The following is a 24,022-nucleotide window of genomic DNA, read 5'->3' on the forward strand; positions in this document are numbered from 1 at the left end:
ACCGGCGCCATAGTGTGAAGTTTTGCAGGGTGCAAATGATGTGCAACGCGCATGATCTGCGATACGCATTATTTGCGGTAAATGAAAATTTTAACGAGGGATTATATGACAAACGACAATACTCCTGTGATAACCGAAATGAGAGTATATCCGGTTGCAGGATATGACAGTATGCTTCTTTCTTTGAGCGGGGCTCATGCTCCTTTTTTTACTAGGAACATTGTTATAATAAAAGATAACGCCGGGCACACGGGAATAGGCGAAGTTCACGGCGGCGAAGCGATCACAAAGTCTCTTGAGGACGCCGTTCCTCTGGTTGAAGGGCAGCCCGTATGCAAGTATAAAACCATAATCGGCAGGCTTAAAAACATTCACAACGAGCGCGCCAAAAACAGCGACGGCATACAAAACTTGGATCTGACAAAGCTTAAAGACGTTGTCCATGCGGAATCGGCGGTTGAGGCGGCTCTTTTGGATCTTTGGGGACAGTTTTTGGGGCTTCCGGTGTGCGAGCTACTGGGCGAAGGAAAACAGCGCGACGATGTCGTAGTACTCGGTTACCTGTTTTACCAAGCCGACGGAAGAAAATTCGACGGCGATTACATCACCGAAGATAACGCTCCGAACGTGTGGTTCCGCCAGCGGCGTAAGCCTGCTATGGATACTCAAGGAATACTTCGGCAGGCGCACGCGGCAAAAGAGTATTACGGGTTTAAAGATTTTAAGCTTAAAGGCGGAGTTCTTTCAGGCGAAAAGGAAATGGAAGCGATAGCGGCTTTGGGAAAAGAATTTCCCGACGCGCGCATAAACATCGATCCTAACGGAGCTTGGAAACTTGAAGAAGCCGTACGGCTTTGCAAGGGCAGCTGCTTAACTTATGCGGAAGATCCCTGCGGCACGGAAAGCGGATATTCCGGGCGCGAGACTATGGCGGAATTTAAAATGCGGACGGGAATTCCGACTGCAACGAACATGATCGCTACGGACTGGCGGCAATTTTATCACGCCGTCGTGGAAAAATCCGTAGACATAGTTTTGGCCGATCCCCATTTTTGGACTATGGCCGATTCCGTCCGTATAGGGCAAGTGCTCCACGACTGGGGGCTTACGTGGGGTTGCCATTCGAACAACCATTTCGATATTTCGCTTGCAATCTTTGCACAAACGGCGGCAGCTTGTCCTAGCGTTACCGCAATGGACACTCATTGGATCTGGCAGGACGGTCAGCATCTCACAAAAAATCCTTATAAGATCGCGAACGGTAAAATTCACATACCCGAAGCGAGCGGTTTCGGACTTGAACTTGACATGGATGCGGTGCTGAAAGCGCATGAACTGTACAAAAAACTGCCTTACGGCGACAGGCGGGACGGAGTGGGAATGCAGCATCTCATACCCGGCTGGAAATTCGATTCCAAAATGCCCTGCATGGTACGCTAATTTAAGCGGCCGAACGGCGGAAAATATTTTAGTATTCGGTAATTTATGGCTAACAAAAAAGACGATAACGGTAAATACAATGTAAAAATAGTTTCTCGGTGTCTTTCGATTCTCGACTTTGCGGCGCAGAACGACGGTCCGTTTTCAGTTCAGCAGATAATGACGGCGTTGGATCTTAATACAAACATGGCGTACAGGCTTCTTACCACTATGACGACGGCCGGTTATTTGGAAAAGGATGAAAACACAAGTTTGTACACTGCGTCGCTCAAATTCGTTCATCTGTTCAACAGAGCGCTGTCTTCCTTGGATATAAGGAAGATCGCTCTGCCTTATATGGAAATGCTGAGCAAGCATTTTCCTAAGGCGAACATAAATTTGGCGCTTTTGTTTAATTACGAAGTTCTTCAGATTGACAGACTGGACAGCCAGTCCGTTTTGCGCACTTATTTTACTCCCGGAAAGAAAATTCCGTTTTACGCTTCGGGACTGGGCAAGGTTTTAGCTTCGGAATTATATCCTGAAGAAATCGAAAAGATGATAGACAAAGGCGGCGGTTTTAAGGATCTTACGGTACACACTATCGTAGATCATAATTTACTTATGGCGGAATTGAAAAAAGTTCGCGAACAAGGGTATGCGACCGACAGGCAGGAGCTCATTCTCCACGACAACTGCAATGCGGCTCCCATAAGAAATTCTGCAGGAAAGATAATAGCCGCGGTAAGCATGAGCGCGTTCGACAACGCCATGACAAGCGAAGAAATGGACGCAAACATTCATTTTGTGTGCGACACCGCCCGCCAGATTTCTTATTTTTTAGGTTATACCGGAGTATAGTTTACGGATTTTTCCGCACTTGCCCGAAAGGGCTTGTTTTAATATAATTAAAAAATAAGCGCTCCATTAGCTCATCTGGATAGAGCAGTTGCCTCCTAAGCAGCAGGTAGTGCGTTCGAATCGCATATGGGGCAAATTCAAACTTACCGTAACGGGTTGAAACAGGCCGGACGGCGACACGCCGTCCGGCCTTAATTATGTCCTATGGTACGCAGACACTGCGCAAAAATCTTTAGCTTTTGCGGCTGCTTTTTTCTATCGCTTCCCATAGACCTTCTATATAAGAAGCTCCCAAAGCTCTGTCGTAAAGGCCGTAGCCCGGCATAGCTTTTTCACCCCAGATCATGCGGCCGTGATCCGGACGGATCGGGCCTTTGAAGTTTATGTCGTAAAGGGCCTTGCACATTTCGTACAGGTCAAAAGAGCCGTCGCACGAAAGGTGTGCCGCTTCTTCAAACACTCCGGGGCCGAAGTGGTGAAGGTTACGCACGTGGGCAAAATGAATGCGTCCCGGAAGTGCGCGGATAATGCCGGGAAGGTCGTTTTTAGGATTGGAACCCAAAGAGCCTGCGCAGAAAGTCAATCCGTTGAAAGGAGCATCCACAGCCTTCATCATCCTTTGAATCTTTTCAAGACCGGTGATGATCCGCGGCAGTCCGAATACGGGCCATGCGGGATCGTCCGGATGGATAGCCATTTTAATTCCGTATTTTTCGCACACGGGCCGTATGGCTTTCAAAAAGTAAACAAGGTTTGCAAATAATTTTTCTTCATCTACCGATTTATACGCTTCAAAAAGCTCTTTTACATGGGCAAGCCGCTCCGGTTCCCAACCCGGCATCGCAAATCCGCCCGACGATGCGTTTGTCTGGTCGAAGAACGTTTGCGGATCTATTTCGTCGACTTTTTTTTGGTCGTAAGCTAGGACGGTTGAGCCGTCGGGGCGCACCTTTGCCAAATCCGTGCGCGTCCAGTCAAAGACAGGCATAAAGTTGTAGCACACAAGATCGATTCCCTGTTTGCCCAAATTTTCCAAAGTTTTGATGTAGTTGTCGATGTATTTGTCGCGCTTGTCGTTCCCGATCTTTATGGCGTCGTGAATATTTACGCTTTCAATGCCTTCGATCTTAAGTCCTGAAGCCTCGACTTCGGCCTTTATAGCCTTTATTCTGTCTTCAGGCCACAGTTCTCCGGCGGGCATGTCGTATAAGGTTGTGATAACTCCGGAAACGCCGGGTATCTGCTTGATTTGCTGTAATGTGACGGTGTCGAATTTTGAACCGTACCAGCGCAGTGTCATTTTCATGATTTAAGTTCCTCCTAAAAGTTTTCAGCATAATCCGATTATCGGATCGATAACTTAATCCATAATAACATACTAATATATTAGGCGCAAGTTAAAATTCGGTTTTACGAAATTCTCCCTTTGGCGCGGAGAAATTCGATCCCTCGTGCGGCTGGCAAGGCGGAATTTCAGCGATATGTATCGGCGGACAGAATATCCGAAAGCCGGTACACGTCGTTTACGCTTTCGACGGTAATGCCGCCCATACCGAGTTCCAAAGGAAGAGCTACGTCGATGTCGTAACGGTCGCCTACGGCAAGACAGTTTTGAGGGTTTGCATTTGTCTTTTCGGCTGCAAGCAAAAACGGCTCTTTTGCCGGCTTTGAAACTCCGCATATGTCAATACCTATGACTTCGGGGATAAAAGAAGAAATTCCCAGAATATCCAATGTCTTACGGGCGCAGACGACAGGGTTATTTGTAACGCATATAAGAGAAAAACGTTCGTTCAATTCTTTGACGACGGTTTGTAATTTTTTATCTTCCGAAAGAAAATTTTCAGGACGGATCAGATTTTTTCGCCATTCGATCGTACGAGAAATAGGGATTCCCAACGCGGCTAAGGTGTTTCCCAAACTGATCTTTTGACCGTGATTTTGTTCGGCAAATTTTTTGCGGTATTGTGCAATACGCTTTTGCGCTTCTTCTTGTGAAATTCCTTTTTCTTGCCCGTATTTTATTATTATTACGTCCTGCTGATTTTTTTCATAAGCGGGATTTGTGTACAGCGTGGAATCAATGTCGAAGATCACAGTTTTAAGTTCTTTAGGAATTTTATAAATTTTCACGGGTTTCCTCTCGGATAATATCTTTCTCCGCCTTTTACGATTGAAGAAGCGGCTTCCTGAATTGTTTTATAAAGCCCCAGCCCCTTATAGGCAAGGGCGGCGTCGCCTAAAAGTTCCGCATCGGGAATCGAGCAAACTTCAAATGTTTTTTCGACGATGTTTGCCTTCATCTGAAGCCACGCGGGGTTTTTCGCTTGTCCGCCGGTAATCCTGATTGCGTCGGCAATTTTTATTCCTTCTTTTTTTGCCGCTGCAAAAAGAATTTCATATCCGTTTCGAACTTCTTTTGCAAGAGCTTCCATTATTTTATAACCTTCGCAGGAAGGATTTTTGATGCAGCGCTCCGTCAGTTCCGCATAAGTCGCTTGCCTTTTTTCCGATATTTCAAACCGCTTTTTGTATTCGGAAAAGCGCCGTCCGCTTTTTGTAAACAATACTCCCGCATTCCAAAGTCCGCCGATTACGGACGGAAGGGTTCTTATATCGTCGCCGTATAAAGGAATTTCGGTGCAAAGATTTAAACCTTCGCTCGAACCGGCGCAGTCGCAGATTTTTCCGGACGACAAGGTATCGGTTCCTATGAGCGCAACTATAAAATCCGGCGCTCCGCAAAAAACCGGGACAGGGCGGGGCAGGCCCAGCATGAGGTTCGCCTCTGAAATGGTGTTGCCTGCAAGATAGGACGGCGGCACAAAGTCAGGCAGTTTTTCAGGCTCGATTTTAAAACGCCGCAGTTCTGCCTCGTCCCAATACGCCTGAACATAGCGTTTTTCGGGCAGTATGGAAAAAGCGGCGCCTGTCAAAACGTAGATTAAGTATTCGGGGCCTGAAAAAATTTTTTCGGAATTTTCCCACGCAAGTTTGAATTTACTGCGGAAAGCTAAAAGCCTGGGGATAAAAAGCGATTTCGTTCCCAGCCGTTCCCTGCCGTATTCTTCGGGAATTTCTTCGTTCCACAAAAGCGTAGTTGAGTCCTGTGATACGACGGTAGGCCCGTTCCCCGAAACGCAGATTCCCGCAACCGTCTTTATTTTATCGCCGAAACTTTTTACCGCTTCCGACAGGGCGGGGAGCCATAAAGAAGAAATTTTAGAGCTGTTTGAATGATTTAAACTTCGGCGGGAAAAAGCCTTTGTACGGCCTTTTTCGGTAATAAGGGCGGCTTTGAGCGACGATGTTCCGATGTCTACGCACAATACCGTTTTATTTCGGTCTGAAAAGTTAAGAATGTTTTGTCCGCCCTGCAATGATTTATTTGAGCAGTTTTTCAATGATTCCACGGTTATCGAGCAAGCCGCTTATAGACTGGTTATGATAGACTCTCATAATTACATTGGCGAACAAACCGCTTACGTCCGTGCTTATGTACCATTCGCGCTTTAAAAGATCTTCATGATAAACCGCGTTCGTGCCTATGATTCTGTAAAAAAGTCCGTTTTTGTAAGCTTCGTCAAACTGTTCGATAGCGTTTCCCGTAAAAAAAGGCAGGCTTATGGCTGCGATAACCTTCGTCGCTCCTTGGGTCCTTAAATATTCCATCGCCTTGAGCAATGTGCCTCCGGTGCCGAGCATGTCGTCCGCCATAAACGCAACTTTTCCGTTTACGTCACCGAGCAGTTTTATCGATTTTATATTTGTGCTGTGTGCGTCTTGGGTGACTATCGAATAATCGCGTTCCTTATATATCATGGCAAGAGGAAGTTTAAGCCCTGCGGCGTAAAACTTGTTGCGGTCTATAGCCCCGGTATCCGGCGAAACGACTATAAGATCTTCGGTTTTATTGTTCAAATCCACGCATTTTCCGAGCTCCCTTATTATCTGGTAGCTTGCGTGCAGGTTTTCAAGCTGCGTGAGACTGAAGGAATTTATAATTTCGCGGGAATGCAGGTCGAGAGTGATGATACGGGTAACTCCCATGTTTTCGTAAATATGACCGAGCATTCTTGCGGTAAGTCCTTCGCGGCCTTTCTTTTTATGCTGGCGGCTGTAGGGATAGACGGGAAGGACAAGAGTTATGGTTTTTGCGCCCGCTTCCTGAACGGCGTCTATGGTAACCAGCATGGAAATTACATGGTCGTTTACGGAAAGCGATATTAAATTATTCCCTTCGTTTAAGGGAAGTTTTTCATGGTTTTCGCAGTCTTGAAAGATGTAAACGTCTTTTCCGCGAATGGAGTCAAGAAGCTCCGTCTTAAATTCGCCGTTCATAAAATATGTAAAACGCGCTTTTACTTTAAAGATAGGAGGTCTGTAACCGTCGACGGAACCTCGCATGCAGACGTCGGACATCTGCACGTCGCTTTCAAGGTTTATTCTTCTGATGAGGTCGTTTTTTGTCAGTTGATAACGTTTGGAAATGACATCGGTTTTTAGTGCAAAGCGATGTTTGTACATATTGCGAAGATGTACTATGACGGCGTTAGCAAACGCTTCTCCGCCGGGACATGCTACAATCGCAAGATTGGTCGGTTCGGAATACGGCATTATTCAGACCTCACTTTATGCAGATAGCCAATAGTATCATATTATAAACTTCGCGGTCAATGAGTGCAGTAAATTGTGTGCACTCCGTATTTCCTCATGTAAAGATCTAACCCAAATGCGGTACAAATGTGCCTACGTATTTCCTCAAATAAAAATCTAACCCAAATGATTTAGGTTCCTCAAGTAAAAATCTAACCGTAGCTATTTTGACCAAGGGACAGCCATAGAGATAAGCGTACTTTGGAGCTGTTGTGTTTTCTCAAGCAACAGTTGCAAATTCAAGTTGACCATTCTCCGTCTCAGTTCCTCTTTTTCAGCAGGGCTCAGTTCCTTGCTTTCCATAAGCCTTCGGTAAGGAGTCTTAGCAGTATCATATTTTTTTATAACCTTTGCGTCTATTCGTGCCTTAGCGATAATCTTCATCGAAGGGAAAAAAAAGTTGACGAGCTTGTTATAGTATTCATACAGTTCTGCCATGACTTCTCGTGTTTCTTCTCCTTCAAAGCGGTAATAGCCGACAATTCTTCGTACCACACTGTCATTTTTCTGCTCGACAAAGCAATTGTCATTCTTTTTGTATTCTCTACCTCTGGTAAATACAACCTTATGCTCTTGGCACCATTGCAACAGCTGAGTATTTTTGAACTCACCTCCGTTATCACTGTCGATGCCTTTCATCTTAAACGGTAATTTTTCTTTTACATCATCGACCGCTTCTTTTGTCCAGCGTTGGGCTTTGTTCAAAAGAGCTCTGTTTTCCGTCCATCCTGAATGCACGTCGGTGAGTGTGAGCGTACAAACATACTGACCTTCGCTCCTCATACCGCAATGAGCGACCGTGTCGGCTTCAAAAAAGCCTGGTTTTTTCTCGTCCCAATTGAAATAGGTGCGTATGGGAATAAGCTTATTCAGATTTTTTGCAGGACGTGTGGTCGAAATACCGCGGATTGAATGTTTTGGGATTTCCGGCTTGAGAATCCTTGCGACCGTTGCGCTTGATATGGCGCTTAGTTTAAGCTTGAGTTGTTCATCATAGCCTGCCTTTTGAGCAAAGTAGTCGATGTTGTCGCGGATGAACGGAACAAGGCGTTTTGCACACAGATACATCGATAAAATCCACAGGCGAATAACTTCCTGTTGTACGTCTTGACAGTAGTATTTTTCATAGCGCCGCTTTTTGCGTACTTTCGTAATGACCTGCACGCTCTTTTTTTCAACGTTGTTAAAGTGTGTTATTTTTATGTACGCCGTGTTTTTCAAAATGTGGATGGCATACTTTCGGTTGTAGCCGGTGGTCGCAATGAACTCATCGATGATTTTCGTCTTGTGCTTTTTGCTTGCCGTACAGTAGCGTTTTGCCGTTTCTTCGGTTAATTTCTGTTTCGTTTTCATGTCTAACCCCATTTTGCCCTTCCTTCGGGCTTCTATTGTGACTCAGATTTGGGTTAGATTTTTACGTGATTCACCGCTTTTTTTTCGGTTAGATTTTACGTGAGGCAATGCGGCCTATTCTAAAATTCTCTAATTTATATTATAATACATAGGGTTTGATTTTGCCTTGCAGCAAATATTGCCTGCAGGAATATAGAAATAAAGGGCTTGGTATGAGCACGGCAAACAGAAAATACAAGGATTCGGTTTTTGTCGACCTATTCAGTGAGGACGAAAAGGCAAAAGAGAATTTCTTATCGCTCTATAATGCTTTACACGGCACAAACCTTGATTCTTCAACGGAACTGAAACCGCTCAAACTGGATCAGGCAATGTATACGAAATTGTCCAATGACGTATCGTGTTTGATTGACAATAAAATCATTGTGTTGGCGGAACACCAATCGACCATTAATGAAAATATGCCTTTACGTTGCCTGCAATATGTAGCGCGTCTGTATGAACAAATTCAAGATCCGAGGGCAAAGTACCACAGAATTCTGCAGACAATTCCGACACCTGAGTTTTATGTCTTTTACAATGGAACAGAAGCGTATCCGTCACACAGAACCCTCAAACTTTCAGACGCCTACATTGTAAAACCGGAACACGCTCCGCTGGAACTGACGGTGCAAGTTCTCAATATAAACACGGACAAGGCAAACAAAGTTTTAACGGCGTGCAAACCGCTTGAAGAATACAGCCTCTTTGTAGAAGAGGTACGTACTCAAATGCAACTCGACAGAGAAAACGGCTTTACCAATGCGGTAAAGATATGCATAAAAAAAGGAATCTTAAAAGAATACTTACAGCGAAAATCACGGGAGGTAATCAATATGTTATTGTCGGAATATGATTATGATACGGATATAGCGGTACAGCGTGAGGAAGCAGGTAAAATCGCATTTGCTGAAGGGATTGAACAAGGGATTGAACAAGGGATTGAACAAGGGATTGAACAAGGCATTGAACAAGGCTTCTCCGACGGCGCGCTTCAAGCGAAAATTGAAACTGCCAAGCTGATGCGTGCGCATAATTACCCGGTCGCTGAAATTTGTGCGATGACAGGTCTTCCCGTTGAAGAAATTGAAAAGCTTTAGAAATGAACGGAAACTGCTATGTTACTAGCGGAATGTGACTACATCAATACGGACTTTGCAGTACAAAAATAACGGTGCCGCTACGAGTATGACTGTTTTTTGAGAGAGGGGTTCCTTGCTGATTTTATGGAAACCGAAAAGGAATTTGAAAATGCGTAAATTTATCACGATAATGATCGGAGCCGCTTCGCTAGCGGCGTTGCTGACTATAACCGCCTGCAAAGAGCTTTTTGCGGACATAGAAGAAGATTTTTCGTATTGGGCGTCGGAACCCGTCATTACCGGTTTCAGATCCGCATCTCCGGTACCGACGAGCGCGGCGGGCGTTCAGTGCGTACCGTCTGCAAGTCCTGCGGTGCTTACGTTTACCGTGCGCAATCCCCAAAGCTTTTCGTTTGTAATGCCGGGTACAGGGGCGCCTTCGGATATCATAACTTTCGGAAGCGGTATACACGATGCTTCGGGGACAAACCCGCCTGCGGTAAACGCCGATTATACGCTTGTGCAAAGCGCTCGCGATACTTTGACGCTTACATATACATCGGCTTTTTTACAACGGTACGAGTACGGCGCCGGCAACATAGGAGCTGCGATCAAGCTTTACAGTACCGACGGCAGAAAGTTCAATCAAATTTACAAGTTTGATTTGTACGCGAACACCGCCCCCGTTTTGGAGTACGCGGGAATCGGAAAAACGCAGGTAGGAAGCGAATGGTTCTATGTGCTTTTATTCCGCGCAAAAGATATGGGCACAATGATAGGCAGTCCCGGCGAAAGCATACATAAAGACATCAACACAATGAACGTTACGGCAGGCGGCGTATCACTTTCCCCTATTACTTTGAGCGTAACAGGTACGGAGTTTACATCATCGAGCGCAGACCTTTTGGCGACAGCAAGTCCGCTCGACGCTGCTCATCCTCTTCCTACGGGGAGCGGGCTTCTCCGCTTAAAAACCGATGTAAAAGTCGGCGGCCCTGAAAAAGTGTACGATGTCAGCATAAAAGACGAACAAGGCTTAAGTTCCGCAGTGATACGGGCAAGCACCCAAAGAAGCAAGCTGGCCGATGTGGCATTGCTTGACGGCTCAACCCCAATAACGGGAACATCGGAGAGCAATCTGGAAGAATTCTCCGGCATAAGCGGCAAAACCTTAACGGCAACGGCAACGGCCGCTCCCGCCGGAACGACCATAACGGGAAGTATCGCAAAGTTCGACGGCAGCACGTGGACACAGATAAGCGGCGGAACGGTAAGCGGCACAACGACCGCTGTGATAAATTTACCGGCGCTTGGGACGGGCATATACGAAGAGCGTTACAAAATTACCCTAAAAGCCCAATTAAGCGGCTACGACGACAGCGACCCAAAAGAGTTTTTTATTAAACTGGTGCGGTATGAAGTTCCCGGCCTTAAAATAAAGCAGGATTTTAGCAGCAGCGATAACTCTTTGTACTGTATCAGTGCAGGTACTAAAGGCTATGTTACAGAAGACATCATTCCCGATGAGGGACAGTATAATAGCTCCTCAAACCCGCTGGTTATTTACAGTATGCTCAACCAAGGCTGCAAACTTGAACTGAGCGCGGACGCAGGTGCAACGGTAAAGTATAAACTGAACAGCGGCGCCGAACAGTCGGCACCGGCATCGGCGGAAATAACGCTATCCGGCGGTGCACACACACTTGAAGTATGGACTGTAAGGGGCGCAATAGAAGGGCCGCACACTACCGTACATATTAAGGTGGTAGATGCCGTAAGCTCCTACGGCGAGCTTAAAAACGTTGTACAAAACACTCCCGAACAGGGTACGGGGCCCGGCCAGCATGATTATAACACTTTCTTCATAAACATTAAAATCGGCGCCAACCTGACCGCCGATACCGAAATAGCCGTAACCGGCGGCAAACGCCTGATGCTGTCAAGTTCGTCAAGCGGTACCGTCCACACCGTAGACGCAAATAACAGTAGGCGCATCTTCAAAGTAAGCGGCACCGGCACGGGGCTTATACTGGAGAACATAAAGCTTGAAGGAGGCTATGCCGCCGACGGCAAAGGCGGGGCGGTTTATGTCGAAGCCGGAGGTACGCTTGGGCTGACAGAGAAAACCGTCATTACGCCGTCAACCGCACCTGACACAAACACGAAGGGCAAAAACGATGTGTATTTGGCAAACGGCACTTTGATTAAAGTAGACGGTGCTTTGACGAGTGCCAATCCTATTGTTGCCCGCATTACACCCGAACAGTACACAGACGGGATTGCATTACTTCACGGCGGTAATTTATTGAATACCTACACCAAGTTCAGCGTAACACAGCCTGCAGATGCAGCGAACCTATGGAAAATAAAGAGCGACGGAACATTGCAGGCAATACCCACAATCATAAACGGCGGTTCCGGCTCCGGCGCATGGCAAAGGCTCAAAGAAGCCGTGCAAGCACTCCCCGAAGGCAGCACTATCACCGTAAACGGCACAATTACAGCGACAAACGATAGCGGCGACGACGACAGAGGCGTAATAGACATCGACAAAAACCTGACGATAAAGGGAAAAACCGGAGCAAGCTCGGACATACTTAACGCAGACCGCGTCAGCCTCGGCTCGAATGCGCACCGTATATTCACCGTTCAGTCCGGAAAAACACTCACCCTTGAAAACCTGGCGCTTAAAAACGGCAAGGCAGGAGGCTTGTCCGAAGCCGGGTACGGCGGGGCAATTTACACAAAGGGCGGTACTGTCACGATGAAAAACTGCACGGTTACCGGCAACCAGGCAAAGATAGGAGGGGCTGTTTATGCGGAAGCGGATGGAAGTACTCCAGCTATTGTAAAAGTCAGCGGCGGCACCATCGGCGGAGATACGACTATGGCGCAAAACCTATCGTATCTAGGCGGTGGAGGAAAGGGCGGTGGCGTCTATATAAAAGGCACGGGCAGCTCTTTAACTTTATCCGATAATGCCTCCATTACCGGCAACAGAGCTTCTAACGGCGAAGGCGGCGGCGTGTATGTAGGAAGCGGAGCAACGTTTATGCTGGAAAGCGGTGCAATCACGAACTGCACCGGAAATCAAAAAAGCGGCGCCGGCGTGTATGTAGAAACAGGAGCGGTTTTTAAGATGAAAGGCTCCTCATGCGTTACTCCCACGGCGGCCGACAACGATGTGTATTTGGCCAACAACTGTAAGATAGAGCTTGTCGGCTCCTTGACAAGTACGGCGCCCGTTGCGCGCATCACGGTACCGGATGCGAACTACGCTGCGACTACGCAAGTGCTTGACGGCGCGATATCGAACGGCACACCGGCGAACTACACCAAGTTCACTGTAACGCCGCAAACCTCTCCTGCTAAAAAATGGATAATAGATGAGCACGGCAAGCTTGCAGAGGTGATAGGAGGAGGCTCCGCTTCCAATCCTACCGCTAAATGGACAGCCTTAAAAAACGCAGTAGAAAGTGCATCAGACGGTGATGTTTTTTACATTGAAGGAGAGTATACCATGTCCGCCGGCAGTGATACCATGGTGCCGGCTGCCAACTGTACAATAAGGGGTACAAATAACGCCGTATTGAATGCTGATAACAAAGGTAAAATGATTACTATTACAGCCCCCGGCATAGAAAATATGACTCTTGAAAATTTGACAATAAAAAACGGTAAGGATGATGAGTTTGCCTTATCGGCATATAGGTTCTTCAAATTTCACTTAAAAAATGTAACGGTAAAAGATACTGAAAAGATAATAAAGTCAGATTCAGGCGATGTTACTTTTGAAAACGTACAAGCATTGGATAACAATTCTATGATAGAGCTTGGAGGGTTTGATACTCAGCAGGGAGGGTCTGACTATCACTATTCTTATTTAAATGTAAAAGGAGATACGGAGATAAAAGGAACTGTTAAGCTTGTTTTTCCTATGCATACTGATCATTTTAACGGTGCTATCAAGATATGTGATAAAAAATCGTATACACTTAAACTTGATTTCAAGAACGATTCCAATAACTATTATAATTCCGCCGAAAACCAACAAGTAGTCTTTTTGGATAATTCTGTTACAGGTTTTTCATTGACACAGGCGGTACGAAACATAGCCGTAAAACCCGATGGAGGTAATACCTATCGTATTGATAACAGCGGGTATCTTAGAAGGCCGTAGAAAATTGGTAATCCGGTTTATTATGGGTAATTTGTAATTGTCGACTTAATTACAAATTACCCATTGATAAAACTTTGATGAGGAAGAATATATGACAAAATTTAAAACTCACAACAAGAAGGGAGCCGCGGCAATCATCACAGTCGCAGTTTTGGCGCTCATTGCGCTGTTCGGTATGACCGCGTGCTCGAATGCGGCGCAATCTGGTACGGGAACAGGCGGAAGTACAGCACTGCCCGAAGCTCCCTTTGTCGAAGGCGGCGCCTCGCTCATCTTAAGTCCCGGCAAGCTCGACATAAAAGTTAAGGTAACAACCTCAGACGGTTCCTCCGTAACGGTAGAAGGCTGCGAAGAAACAACGCTTACAAGCGACTCCGAATCCGTGCTGTACGCAAAGGGCACAACCGTTATCCTCAAAGGCAATATCACTGAGCTGCGATGCTTAAGAAATCAGCTGACTGCCCTTAATGTGCAGGGCTGTACCGCTTTGCAAGAGCTGAAATGCGGCTTCAATAAACTAACCGCTCTTGACGTGCAGGACTTAACCGCTTTGAAAGAGCTGTCGTGCCACGGCAATCGGCTTAATGCAGAAGCCTTTACCAAGCTTTTTAATGATTTACCGCAGCAGGCGAATAGTAATCGTGCAAATTGCATTCTTTATATCGAAAAGCCCGGCTTTACCGACGACAACCATACTGATTTTACCGCTCCGCCGGATTTAGCAGAGGCCTTTAATAATGCAAAAAGCAAAAAAAGGTGGGTTATGCTTAAAATGACTGTAGATAATAATGGAGAACTACATTGGATTAGGCTTTAATAAACCGCGGAATTACTCTCCGTCCCTAGAGGCGGACTCAAAATCTGCCAGCAGATTTTGAGCTGTAGGCTTGCCCAGCGGAAAATGCCGTCCTGTTCGAGCCTCTCGTATCGGGCGGAACGAAGGTGCCTTGAAAGGTCTAATTAAGCATTACAAATTTTTCAATCTCTCTTTCTGGAAGGCCTGTTATCTCTTTAATTAAAGCTATATAAAAGTTTTTTAGCTTCATAAGTTTGGATGTTTGCTTTAAGCTTTCGGAAAAATCTTTATACCTAGCGTCCATGCGGTCTTTGCGGTCAATGTGTGCTTGCGCTGAAACGTCCGTCTTTTTATACTGTTTTATATGATTTTTACTTTTATGGGAACGGGAACCAGTCACGGAGTTCCCGTCATAGCATGCAAATGTGCGGTATGTCGCTCCCGCGACAGAAAGGATAAACGGCTCAGATGCAGCGCGTATATCAGATCTTCGGATACATCGGGAAAAACGACGCATGTCGTAATAGACACCGGTCCCGAATTCCGCATACAGGCGCTGAAATATAAAATTCCTTCGCTGGACGCTTTGTTTATTACGCATTCCCACGCGGATCATTTAAACGGACTTGACGACCTTCGCATATTCAGCCATACAAAGTATTCCGACCATTGCCGCTCGAAGCAGGGCGATTACCCTCAGACAGGCGGACAGGGGCTGCCCGTATATACAAACGCCGAAACCGTTTCGGAAATAAAAATCAGATTCAATTATATTTTTAAACATACCCAAATTGCCGGCGGCAAACCTAAATTGTGCCTTATCGACAGCGGCGGGTTTGATTCCGCGCATCCGATCAGCGTAGGAAATATTTCGGTTATTCCCGTTCCCATGATGCACGGAGAACTTGCTTCTACGGGATGGCTTTTGTCCTGTAAGGGCAAGGATCTTAAAAAACATTCCATTGCATATCTTACCGACTGTAATTTTATAAGCGACGAATCTTTAAAACTTATAGAAAAAAACTGCGGTGTTCTCGATCATGTCGTCATTGACGCGCTGAGGGAAAGAGAGCATTCGACGCATTTGAATTTTGACTCTGCAATGAAGTATGCCGGCCTCTTAAAGGCAAAACACACATGGTTTACGCACATCTGTCACGACATGTCGCACACGGATATTTGCAATTACATACTTGACCGTGTGCACCTTTTTCCGGAACTGCAGGAGGCGGTTTTTAACGGCGCGACCGTTAAGCCTTCTTACGACGGCCTTGTGATCAGATCGGGAGAATAAAAGATTTTATGAAAATCCGGACTTTGCGCCGATAGGCGGCATGCGGGTGCGGGCGACAGCCTTATTGCCGCTGTTTTAAGTCGATCGGCGGCATTTACGGCGTTTAAAAATAAAAAAGCCGTCTCAGGATCCAAACAGGACCAAGACAGCCTTTTAACTTTTGCAGGAAAGATCTTCCTTAAAAAACGACATGCAAGGAAATTTCAATTTCCGAAAATGTCGCTTTCGTGCGCATTTTGCGCATACCTTCCTTAAGATTCAACAGCCGGATTTTCTTTAGGAATTCTTACCTTTTTTACGATAAATTCGCTTCGCAGACAGCGCGCGCAGACATTAAAAGTAGCGGTTCTGCCTTCAAATTCCGTTTTTACTTTCATCAGATTAGGCTTCCAGGTACGGTGAGAATGATTAAAGGATTTACTTACTTTATTACCATACATCGGAGATTTTCCGCAAATATCGCATGATCTGGACATATCATTACCTACCTTAACTAATTACACGTGAGTTTTATCATATTATTGAAACTTCAAAATTATGTCAATAGGAAATAAAATTCGTAAAAAAACCGCACAAGCTCCTATTGTGAAAGATTTTCGCCGGATGCGCTGCATGAGAACTTACATTTGTTAGCGCGTTTTACCATTTACAGACAGGGATTTCTTCTGTATAGTTTTTACATGGCCAAAACATTTGACGATAAAAAGATAATATACACGATGAACGACGTAAGCCGCGCTTACGGCACGAAGGTCGTTTTAAAAAACATAAGTATTTCCTATTATTACGGCGCTAAGATCGGCGTTATAGGAGCAAACGGTTCCGGAAAATCGAGCCTTTTTAAAATTCTTGCGGGAGAAGACAAGGATTTTACCGGAGAGACGATCCTTGCTTCCGGGTATACCATAGGTTATTTGGAGCAGGAGCCGCAGCTTGAAGCCGGTAAGACCGTAAAAGAGATTGTGAGCGAAGGCGTAAAGCACATTACCGATCTGTTGGCCGAATTCGATAAGGTAAACGAAGCCTTCGGCGAAGAAAATGCAGATTTCGATAAGCTTTGCGCGCGTCAGGCGGAAATTCAGGAAAAACTGGACGCAGCCGACGCATGGAACCTTGATTCCAACCTTGAGCTTGCAATGAACGCGCTGCGCTGTCCTCCTCAGGATCAAGTCGTAGACACTTTAAGCGGCGGCGAGCGTCGCCGTGTCGCTCTGTGCCGGCTGCTTTTAAAACGCCCCGACATACTTCTTCTTGACGAACCCACAAATCATTTGGACGCGGAAACGGTCGCTTGGCTTGAAAAATATTTGCATGATTATGAAGGGACTGTGATAGCGATAACGCACGACCGTTATTTTCTTGACGACGTGGCCGGCTGGATTTTGGAACTGGATCGCGGCGAAGGATATCCGTTTAAAGGGAACTATTCAAGTTGGCTTGAACAAAAAGAGGCCAGACTCGCTATGGAAGAAAAAGGCGAAAGTCAGCGGCGCAGGGAAATACAAAAGGAACTTGAATGGATTCACACAAGCGCAAAGGGGCGGCAGGCAAAACACAAGGAGCACATTACAAAATACGAAGAGCTTCTTTCAAAGGGCGCAAAGGTAAAACTTAAAGACACACAGATTTCAATACCCGCAGGTCCGCGCTTGGGAAACGTGGTTATCGAAGCGCACGATTTGACAAAGAGCTTTGGCGACAAACTCTTGTTTGAAAAACTGAATTTTATAATACCGGCAGGAGCCGTAGTAGGCATAGTAGGGCCGAACGGCGCGGGTAAAACCACGTTGTTTAAATTGATTGCGGGCGCAGCAAAACAAAAAGAGGCGGCAAGCGGGGTAAATTCCGAGTCGGAAGAAAAGCCGGACTCAGGTTCAATAAAGATCGGCTCCAGCGTAAAGCTTGTCTATGTAGATCAGCTCCGCTCAAGGCTGGACGAAGATAAAACCGTCTACGAAACGCTCACCGACAACCTTGATATTGTAAAATTGGGAGCCGTAGACGAAAAAGGAAGAGCTCTTGAAGGCGGCGTACGCGAAGTAAACGGACACGCTTATTGCGCCTGGTTCAATTTTAATGGCGCCGACCAAAATAAAAAGATAAAGGTTTTATCCGGCGGAGAAAAAAACCGGCTTAACCTCGGAATGATGTTAAAAGAATCCGGGAACGTTTTGCTTTTGGACGAACCCACGAACGATCTGGACGTTCAAACGGTGCGGGCGCTGGAAGAAGCTCTGGAAGATTTTGCAGGCTGCGCCCTTGTGGTAAGCCATGACCGCTGGTTTTTGGACAGGATCTGCACGCACATACTTGCGTTTGAGAACAACAGCGAAGTCAGATGGTTTGAAGGCAACTGGTCGGAATATGCCGCATGGAAAAAAGAACAGTTCGGAGAAGAAGCCGGTGTTCCCAAGCGGACTGTTTATCGCAAGATGACAAGGGCTTGAATGCCGCGTTTTGCCGGCGGTCAATTCATCAATCGATTGAAAGTCGGAGATGTTGTTTTTCGAGCGCGCTTAGGCTTCGTTAGCGGCTAAGCGGAGTCGAACCGCCCTATCAACCTTGGGAAGGTCGTGTAATACCGATATACGATAGCCGCAAGTGCGCTAATAATATCCTTTTTAAATAATTTTGGCAATATTCCGCATTGAATCACGTAAAATCTAACCGAACCCAAAGCGATGCCTCACGTACATTTTACAGGTACGGAAATCATCTATTTTTGAGTTCGGAAATGCGTTCATTAATAACAGGTTCCCATACAGTTCCTTTGTATTTTTTCAATAGTGTATTAAGAGATTTTAATTCATATTTATTTATGGCAGCTTTATACTCTTCCTCTGTTTTGGGTATTCCAATAACCAGTGTTCCCGGCTTATTTGCCAATGCTTTTAAAGATTCCCATTCCATAATATTTTGCTGTTGAAGTGAGTGGAGTCCCATAAAATACAATGACTTATCTTTAGGAACATTTACAGTCCATTCATCATTTTGAACTTCATATAATTTGATGTATTGAGTATGTAAAATCATATTTCCTAGAAATGCTGTAGTTGTAAGTGATTTTTGCCAGCTTGAACCTTTTACAACAAGTTTTCCGCCTTTGTGAGCTGGTGGTAAAGAAAAATATCTGTTTCCTGTCGAAATTAATGCTTCCCAATTATTATTCTCATCAACATAATAAAGTTGAATATCAGGCTCTGAAGACATTCCATAAACCAAAACTGAATTTTCTGGAGTTGCATTTTCTATCATTCCTATATTATTAGCTCCATCAACAGGGGCTGAAACGCAAGAAGAAAATAGTAACACAATCATTATAGAAAATACTGAAATAAATGTTTTTTTCATAAAATCCCCCACGGTTTCTTTATATTAATAATATTGATTGATTTTTACAATGATTACTATTTAGCCTGCACGACAAGAGCATGAAAAAAAATATAAAGCGGAGAGGGGAAACGGCATGGCGGAGAGCCGAACAGTGTGAAATCGTTTTTAAAAGCGAATCGGTTACACTCATATGCGTGCGACGCCCGTTTTTTTCGCCGCTTCGGCTACGGCTTTCGCTACTGCAGGGCCTACGCGCGGATCGAAGGCTGCGGGGATTATGTAATTGGCGTTTAATTCTTTGTCGGAAATTAAAGACGCTATCGCGTCGGCTGCGGCGACCTTCATCCGTTCATTGATCTCGGATGCGCGGACGTCAAACGCTCCCCGGAAAATGCCGGGGAAGGCCAAGACATTGTTTATCTGGTTGGGGTAATCGCTTCTCCCCGTGGCTACGATGACGGCTCCCGCCGACTTTGCTTCTTCGGGAAAGATTTCAGGCGTAGGATTCGCACAGGCAAAAACTATCGGCGAACAGGCCATCTTTCGGACGGTTTCCGGTTTTAATACTCCCGGAGCGGACACTCCTATAAACACGTCTGCGCCGTCCATGGCGTCCGGCAAGGATCCTTTTATATCGCAGGGGTTTGTAACGAAGGACATCTCTTCCTTGATCCGGTTCATCCTTTCTTTTCTGTTTTTGTAGATCACGCCTACGCTGTCGCACAGAATTATGTTTTTTGCGCCTGCGCTTAAAAGAAGTTTCGCGATGGCTACGGCCGCCGCCCCCGCGCCGTTTATGACAATCTTTACGTCTGAGAGGCTTTTCTTGACAACTTTAAGTGCGTTTGTCAAACCTGCGAGCGTGACAACGGCCGTACCGTGCTGATCGTCGTGGAAAATCGGGATGTCGCATTTTTCTTTTAATTTTTGTTCGATTTCAAAACACCGCGGGGCGGCTATGTCTTCAAGGTTTATACCGCCGAATGAGCCCGACAAAAGATAAACAGTGTTTACGAATTCGTCCACGTCTTTTGTTTTTATGCAAAGCGGGAAGGCGTCGACTCCTCCGAAGGTTTTGAATAAAACGCATTTTCCTTCCATGACGGGCATTCCCGCTTCCGGGCCGATATCGCCGAGTCCTAAGACAGCGGAACCGTCGGTGATTACCGCGCACAGGTTATGGCGCGCAGTAAGGGTATAGCTTTTGCTTATATCTTTTTGGATTTCAAGACACGGTTGAGCTACGCCCGGCGTATAGGCCAGCGACAGATCTTCCTTTGTGGCGACAGGCACTTTTGAAACGATTTCAATTTTTCCTTTCCACTGCCCGTGAAGGCGAAGCGATTCCTTAGCATAGTCCATAAAAACTCCTTGAAGTTGCGCGAGGGAGAAAATTCCAATTTTCGCCGCGTGCAATTAGTGCGCTCGTTGCGCACAGTAAAATAAATGCCGCCGCTTGTGCGCGATAAACCAACTATACAGCGAAAACGTAAAAATTTCATCCGGTCGAAAAAATATTATCGCGGTTTTATTCGGCAGATTGCTGTTTTTTAATTTTGCCGTATAATTACAACAGTCAATAAAATATCGATTTTAGCGGCCGTTGAATTCATACGCGAAAGCGCATATATAATAAGCAATTGGTTTGGATCAAATAAGAACAGTCGATAGTATTAGGCTCGTTAAATGTTTGGAGCGAAGGCGAATAAAGCAGAAAGAAAGAGGCAGACTGCAAGGACGGTTTCGGTTTGGTGCCGCTTCCGTTTGCTCTTGCAAAAAATATCCCAACGCAGGCAAAACTCAGGTCTGGCAATGGGTGTTTCCTCAAGCACGCCGATGTCAGAAAAAAAAACCGGAGAGCAGGGGCGGCGCCATATCGATCCTTCGGTTATTCAACGCACCCTGCATGAAGCTGTTTTACGGTCAGGTATTCCGAAGCCAATCGGCTGCCACGCTTTCCGGCATTCATTTGCAACGCACCTGCTTGAAGTCGGTTACGATATCCGTACCATTCAAGAGCTTCTAGGCCACAGCGATGTTTCAACCACTATGGTTTACACCCACGTCCTCAACCGCGGCGGTCTCGGCGTTCAAAGCCCTATCGACCGAATGTGATTCGCCTTTATCCCATTTAGTGAAGATAGGCCTAATCTGGCTGTTGATGATGTGTTACGACAGACATTATGGTAGAAAGATGAAGCTGCTTGGTGAGGTGCCAGTTTAGATTGAAAATGCGTAGTTTGCGTGATATAATGAAGAAAGGTCGAAACAATGTTAGATGGACATGCTGTTGCAGGCAAAATAAAATAATATGCGGATATAAAATCATTATGGAACACAATTCTGAAATTCTGTATAAAAATTCATACAACTGAAATGGGTATTGAGCGAATAAAACGTAATCTTGATTTAGATACCAAAGATGTTATTGAGCGGTGTAAAAATAAAATTCTTGATAAGAGAAGTTCAATAATCAGAAAAGGAAAAAATTGGTATATAAGTATCGAGGATATTATGAGAACTGTTAAGGCATACAGTTACACAATAGGGCATCTCTAAAAACTCGGTTAGATTTTTAGAGATGCCCGACGAGTTTTGCTTAAGTCTTTATGTCATAATAACTTAAACAAAACATCGCAAATTAAATCTAAGGAAACTGTCCAAAACTGAAGTTTTTAGAGGTTCCCAATAATTACGGCACATAAACAAAAGACTTTATGACAATAAAATAATTCGAGAATAAATATTGGTACATGAGTGAACTCAAAGCATTAGCAAAATCGCTTGAAATTCCTTTTGATTTAAAAATACGAAAGGATCAGCTTGAAAAGATGATTATTCAGTTTTTGGAAACCGGAACAGTAAATAAACAGAATAGTTATCGAAGTAAAAGCCGGAATAGAGACATATTGAATAGTCATACTTATGTTGAAAATTTTAGCAACAAAAAAGAAACATGGGAATTCATACACAGTGAGATGGATAAACGGATTCCGGGATTAAAACCGAAATCAGGGGCAAAATATTGGCTTAATCGATGGATTGAAAATAAACTGTCCCATGGTGAAAAAATAACGTATAATGATGTCATTTGTGAATATATTCGTTTAAACAAAATGGAAGGAAAGCTTCCGCAAATTCCATCCTGTAAATTTAATAACTTCATCAGCGATTATCTGGCAAATGAAAAAAATGCAACAAGAGAAGCGGCTTTAGCGGCATGGAATAAGCTAAAAGATATGAAGGCAAAAAAAGATTATATAACGTGGAAAAAGGATAAAAATACAATTTAATCTAAAATCCGCTTTAACTTGTATTTTAGAAAGTATCGAGCATTGAGAAGATAAGAAATTTGTCGTTAAGGAACCATTTTGATATTCCGCCTACCTAATATCTTTTTGTGATAATACACTCATCTTGACAAATATAGGATATAACCAATATAATTAGATTGAGATATGGCAAATAATTGGATTGTTGAATTCTATGAAACAAAAGCAGGTGAAAAACCAAGTTTAGATTTCATAAATACGCTTGAAGTCAAGCTGAAAGCTAAAGTGTTTCGTGATTTAGGATTACTGGAAAATAAAGGGAATGAATTAAGATTGCCATATTCCCAACACCTTGATGACGGTATATTTGAGTTAAGAACAATTCAAGGTAACAATATAGTAAGGCATTTGTATTTCTTTATCATAGAAAAGAAGATAGTCATAACGCATGGTTTTCGAAAGAAAACTCAAAAAACACCGACTTCAGAAATACAAAGGGCAAAAGATTATCGAACTGACTACTTGAATAGAAATCTGGAAGCAGGAGGAAAGAAATGACATTAACAGAGGCATTAAAAGAACAAATGAAAGATGAAACTTTCCGAAAAGAATATGAATCTCTTGGACTAGAATATGAACTTATCAGTTCGTTAATTGATGCCAGAAAATTAAGTCATGTTACGCAAAAACAACTTGCCGATGCAACTGGAATTGCTCAATCAGATATAAGCAAAATAGAGAATGGTTCTGGAAATCCGACAATAAAGATTTTGAAAAGGCTTGCAGACGGACTGGGGATGAATTTGAAGATAGAATTTATTGCTAAAACTAAAATATCGATGTAGATAAAGCATCTAACACCCGCTTCAACCTGACATTGCGGACAAGCCACAAATGCAGGTAAGCGAATGTTAGGACAACACGCCGCTGGCGTGCGATGTTTTGGAGGAAATCTATGAAATTAGATGGATTTGGTGTTTTTGTAAAAGATATGCCGACGATGGTGCGTTTTTACAGGGATATATTGGAATTTGAAATCAAAGAGGCGGAAGATGCATCGAATGTATTTCTTGAAAAGGACGGCACTCTGTTTCTATTTTACAGACGCTCGGATTTTGAAAAGATGACTTCTACAAAATTCAATTATGCAGAAAAGATAAATGGACATTTTGAAATTGCCTTAGGCGTAGAAAATTTTGCGGCAGTGGATAAAGCATATAATGAAATAGTCACAAAGGGTGGAGAATCTGTAATGCCGCCTACAACAGAGCCTTGGGGACAGCGAACTTGCTACATTGCCGACCCCGAAGGGAATCTTGTAGAAATCGGTTCTTTCGTGAAAGAATAAGGTGTATTTTTATCAAGATCATATTACTAAAAAAGTAAATTGAACTTTTAGGCGAAGTTAAGGCTGCATAGATTTTTACACTTTAAACCTGTAAAAAATTTGTGTTGACTAAATAGCGCAGTTGAGTATGCAAGAAAAAAGTTCTCCATTTCTTATAGCCAAAATATTTAAATCTGTGGTAAAATAATCCCACAAGGGGACATGATAAAAAGTGTCGTCTGAAATATCGCCGACACTTTTTATCTCGAGTTTGCTCGGATGTTTGCAGAAATCGTGTATACGTGCCGTTTCGATAAAATCGAATGAATACGATATACGTTATTTCGCAAACTCGACTATTGAACGTGTGCGCTGGCGCGCACGGTTAAAAACTTTTTCGGAAATTGATA

19 protein-coding genes, 2 tRNA genes and 2 pseudogenes are annotated in these 24,022 nt (G+C 44.4%); 14 read left to right on the forward strand and 9 right to left on the reverse strand.

Annotated elements, in window-relative coordinates:
- The first annotated feature begins 105 nt into the window (after positions 1–105).
- From HRI96_RS00905 to HRI96_RS00915, 3 genes are all read left to right on the forward strand, one after another.
- Positions 106–1,440 carry an enolase C-terminal domain-like protein gene (locus HRI96_RS00905; protein WP_210117673.1) on the forward strand — a complete coding sequence of 445 codons (1,335 nt, stop codon included), beginning with the start codon at positions 106–108 and terminating at the stop codon, positions 1,438–1,440.
- A 45-nt stretch (positions 1,441–1,485) separates the two neighbouring features.
- On the forward strand, positions 1,486–2,280 hold the full coding sequence (locus HRI96_RS00910) for an IclR family transcriptional regulator (protein WP_210117674.1): 795 nt from the start codon (positions 1,486–1,488) through the stop codon (positions 2,278–2,280).
- 60 nt (positions 2,281–2,340) lie between these two features.
- A tRNA-Arg gene (locus tag HRI96_RS00915) sits at positions 2,341–2,414 on the forward strand.
- Between the two features lie 98 nt (positions 2,415–2,512).
- Here the strand turns inward: HRI96_RS00915 and uxuA are convergent.
- The 5 genes from uxuA to HRI96_RS00940 all read right to left on the reverse strand — a co-directional run bounded on the left by uxuA (position 2,513) and on the right by HRI96_RS00940 (position 8,301).
- Positions 2,513–3,586, reverse strand: a complete 1,074-nt coding sequence (gene uxuA / locus HRI96_RS00920; RefSeq protein WP_210117675.1) for a mannonate dehydratase — start codon at positions 3,584–3,586, stop codon at positions 2,513–2,515.
- A 167-nt stretch (positions 3,587–3,753) separates the two neighbouring features.
- Entirely contained in the window at positions 3,754–4,413 is a 660-nt protein-coding gene (locus HRI96_RS00925) for an HAD family hydrolase (protein WP_210117676.1), read from the reverse strand.
- The gene (locus HRI96_RS00930) at positions 4,410–5,693 is read right to left on the reverse strand and encodes a xylulokinase (protein ID WP_210117677.1); all 1,284 of its coding nucleotides are present in this window, start codon (positions 5,691–5,693) and stop codon (positions 4,410–4,412) included. Before HRI96_RS00930 ends, HRI96_RS00925 begins: the two co-directional genes overlap by 4 nt.
- A complete protein-coding gene (prs, locus tag HRI96_RS00935) occupies positions 5,665–6,897 on the reverse strand; it encodes a ribose-phosphate diphosphokinase (RefSeq protein WP_210117678.1) in 1,233 nt (410 codons plus the stop codon). Before prs ends, HRI96_RS00930 begins: the two co-directional genes overlap by 29 nt.
- Before the next feature lie 201 nt (positions 6,898–7,098).
- A complete protein-coding gene (locus tag HRI96_RS00940) occupies positions 7,099–8,301 on the reverse strand; it encodes an integrase catalytic domain-containing protein (protein ID WP_210117679.1) in 1,203 nt (400 codons plus the stop codon).
- 200 nt (positions 8,302–8,501) lie between these two features.
- Between HRI96_RS00940 and HRI96_RS00945 the strand changes: the two genes are divergently transcribed.
- From HRI96_RS00945 to HRI96_RS00960, 4 genes are all read left to right on the forward strand, one after another.
- Positions 8,502–9,428, forward strand: a complete 927-nt coding sequence (locus HRI96_RS00945) for an Rpn family recombination-promoting nuclease/putative transposase (protein WP_210118579.1) — start codon at positions 8,502–8,504, stop codon at positions 9,426–9,428.
- A 151-nt stretch (positions 9,429–9,579) separates the two neighbouring features.
- Positions 9,580–13,590, forward strand: coding sequence for a hypothetical protein (locus HRI96_RS00950; RefSeq protein ID WP_210117680.1), 4,011 nt, complete (start codon positions 9,580–9,582; stop codon positions 13,588–13,590).
- Between the two features lie 91 nt (positions 13,591–13,681).
- Positions 13,682–14,407: a leucine-rich repeat domain-containing protein gene (locus HRI96_RS00955; protein WP_210117681.1), complete on the forward strand. Its 726-nt coding sequence runs from the start codon at positions 13,682–13,684 to the stop codon at positions 14,405–14,407.
- A gap of 343 nt (positions 14,408–14,750) precedes the next feature.
- On the forward strand, positions 14,751–15,680 hold the full coding sequence (locus tag HRI96_RS00960) for an MBL fold metallo-hydrolase (protein WP_210117682.1): 930 nt from the start codon (positions 14,751–14,753) through the stop codon (positions 15,678–15,680).
- A gap of 251 nt (positions 15,681–15,931) precedes the next feature.
- Here HRI96_RS00960 and rpmB read toward each other — a convergent pair whose 3' ends face one another.
- Positions 15,932–16,156: a 50S ribosomal protein L28 gene (gene rpmB / locus HRI96_RS00965; RefSeq protein WP_210117683.1), complete on the reverse strand. Its 225-nt coding sequence runs from the start codon at positions 16,154–16,156 to the stop codon at positions 15,932–15,934.
- Between the two features lie 204 nt (positions 16,157–16,360).
- Between rpmB and ettA the strand changes: the two genes are divergently transcribed.
- A complete protein-coding gene (gene ettA, locus HRI96_RS00970) occupies positions 16,361–18,127 on the forward strand; it encodes an energy-dependent translational throttle protein EttA (protein WP_210117684.1) in 1,767 nt (588 codons plus the stop codon).
- Between the two features lie 81 nt (positions 18,128–18,208).
- Here ettA and HRI96_RS00975 read toward each other — a convergent pair.
- The 3 genes from HRI96_RS00975 to HRI96_RS00985 form a co-directional block, all read right to left on the reverse strand.
- Positions 18,209–18,279, reverse strand: a tRNA-Gly gene (locus HRI96_RS00975).
- A gap of 113 nt (positions 18,280–18,392) precedes the next feature.
- Complete coding sequence (locus HRI96_RS00980; RefSeq protein WP_210117685.1) at positions 18,393–19,031, reverse strand: hypothetical protein; 639 nt, start codon at positions 19,029–19,031, stop codon at positions 18,393–18,395.
- Between the two features lie 168 nt (positions 19,032–19,199).
- Entirely contained in the window at positions 19,200–20,375 is a 1,176-nt protein-coding gene (locus HRI96_RS00985) for an NAD(P)-dependent malic enzyme (RefSeq protein ID WP_210117686.1), read from the reverse strand.
- A gap of 359 nt (positions 20,376–20,734) precedes the next feature.
- Between HRI96_RS00985 and HRI96_RS00990 the strand changes: the two are divergent.
- From HRI96_RS00990 to HRI96_RS01015, 6 genes and pseudogenes are all read left to right on the forward strand, one after another.
- Positions 20,735–21,128: pseudogene (locus HRI96_RS00990) on the forward strand (tyrosine-type recombinase/integrase); the annotation flags it as partial.
- A gap of 261 nt (positions 21,129–21,389) precedes the next feature.
- Entirely contained in the window at positions 21,390–21,572 is a 183-nt protein-coding gene (locus HRI96_RS00995) for a DUF3781 domain-containing protein (RefSeq protein ID WP_210121437.1), read from the forward strand.
- 158 nt (positions 21,573–21,730) lie between these two features.
- Positions 21,731–22,306 (forward strand): annotated as a pseudogene (locus HRI96_RS01000) (SAP domain-containing protein).
- Positions 22,307–22,471: 165 nt separating this feature from the next.
- Positions 22,472–22,843, forward strand: coding sequence for a type II toxin-antitoxin system RelE/ParE family toxin (locus tag HRI96_RS01005; protein ID WP_210117688.1), 372 nt, complete (start codon positions 22,472–22,474; stop codon positions 22,841–22,843).
- Entirely contained in the window at positions 22,840–23,130 is a 291-nt protein-coding gene (locus HRI96_RS01010) for a helix-turn-helix domain-containing protein (RefSeq protein ID WP_210117689.1), read from the forward strand. The genes HRI96_RS01005 and HRI96_RS01010 overlap by 4 nt, the downstream gene beginning before the upstream one ends.
- 110 nt (positions 23,131–23,240) lie before the next feature.
- Complete coding sequence (locus HRI96_RS01015) at positions 23,241–23,633, forward strand: VOC family protein (protein WP_210117690.1); 393 nt, start codon at positions 23,241–23,243, stop codon at positions 23,631–23,633.
- Positions 23,634–24,022: the final 389 nt, after the last annotated feature.

The organism is Treponema parvum (assembly GCF_017893945.1).
Classification (GTDB): domain Bacteria; phylum Spirochaetota; class Spirochaetia; order Treponematales; family Treponemataceae; genus Treponema_D; species Treponema_D parvum_A.

Coding starts and splice junctions, on each gene's coding strand:
- HRI96_RS00905 (WP_210117673.1), top strand. CDS start 106: ATGACAAACGACAATACTCCTGTGATAACCGAAATGAGAGTATATCCG.
- HRI96_RS00910 (WP_210117674.1), top strand. CDS start 1,486: ATGGCTAACAAAAAAGACGATAACGGTAAATACAATGTAAAAATAGTT.
- uxuA (WP_210117675.1), bottom strand. CDS start 3,586: ATGAAAATGACACTGCGCTGGTACGGTTCAAAATTCGACACCGTCACA.
- prs (WP_210117678.1), bottom strand. CDS start 6,897: ATGCCGTATTCCGAACCGACCAATCTTGCGATTGTAGCATGTCCCGGC.
- HRI96_RS00940 (WP_210117679.1), bottom strand. CDS start 8,301: ATGGGGTTAGACATGAAAACGAAACAGAAATTAACCGAAGAAACGGCA.
- HRI96_RS00945 (WP_210118579.1), top strand. CDS start 8,502: ATGAGCACGGCAAACAGAAAATACAAGGATTCGGTTTTTGTCGACCTA.
- HRI96_RS00950 (WP_210117680.1), top strand. CDS start 9,580: ATGCGTAAATTTATCACGATAATGATCGGAGCCGCTTCGCTAGCGGCG.
- HRI96_RS00955 (WP_210117681.1), top strand. CDS start 13,682: ATGACAAAATTTAAAACTCACAACAAGAAGGGAGCCGCGGCAATCATC.
- HRI96_RS00960 (WP_210117682.1), top strand. CDS start 14,751: ATGATTTTTACTTTTATGGGAACGGGAACCAGTCACGGAGTTCCCGTC.
- rpmB (WP_210117683.1), bottom strand. CDS start 16,156: ATGTCCAGATCATGCGATATTTGCGGAAAATCTCCGATGTATGGTAAT.
- ettA (WP_210117684.1), top strand. CDS start 16,361: ATGGCCAAAACATTTGACGATAAAAAGATAATATACACGATGAACGAC.
- HRI96_RS00980 (WP_210117685.1), bottom strand. CDS start 19,031: ATGAAAAAAACATTTATTTCAGTATTTTCTATAATGATTGTGTTACTA.
- HRI96_RS00985 (WP_210117686.1), bottom strand. CDS start 20,375: ATGGACTATGCTAAGGAATCGCTTCGCCTTCACGGGCAGTGGAAAGGA.
- HRI96_RS00995 (WP_210121437.1), top strand. CDS start 21,390: ATGGGTATTGAGCGAATAAAACGTAATCTTGATTTAGATACCAAAGAT.
- HRI96_RS01005 (WP_210117688.1), top strand. CDS start 22,472: ATGGCAAATAATTGGATTGTTGAATTCTATGAAACAAAAGCAGGTGAA.
- HRI96_RS01010 (WP_210117689.1), top strand. CDS start 22,840: ATGACATTAACAGAGGCATTAAAAGAACAAATGAAAGATGAAACTTTC.
- HRI96_RS01015 (WP_210117690.1), top strand. CDS start 23,241: ATGAAATTAGATGGATTTGGTGTTTTTGTAAAAGATATGCCGACGATG.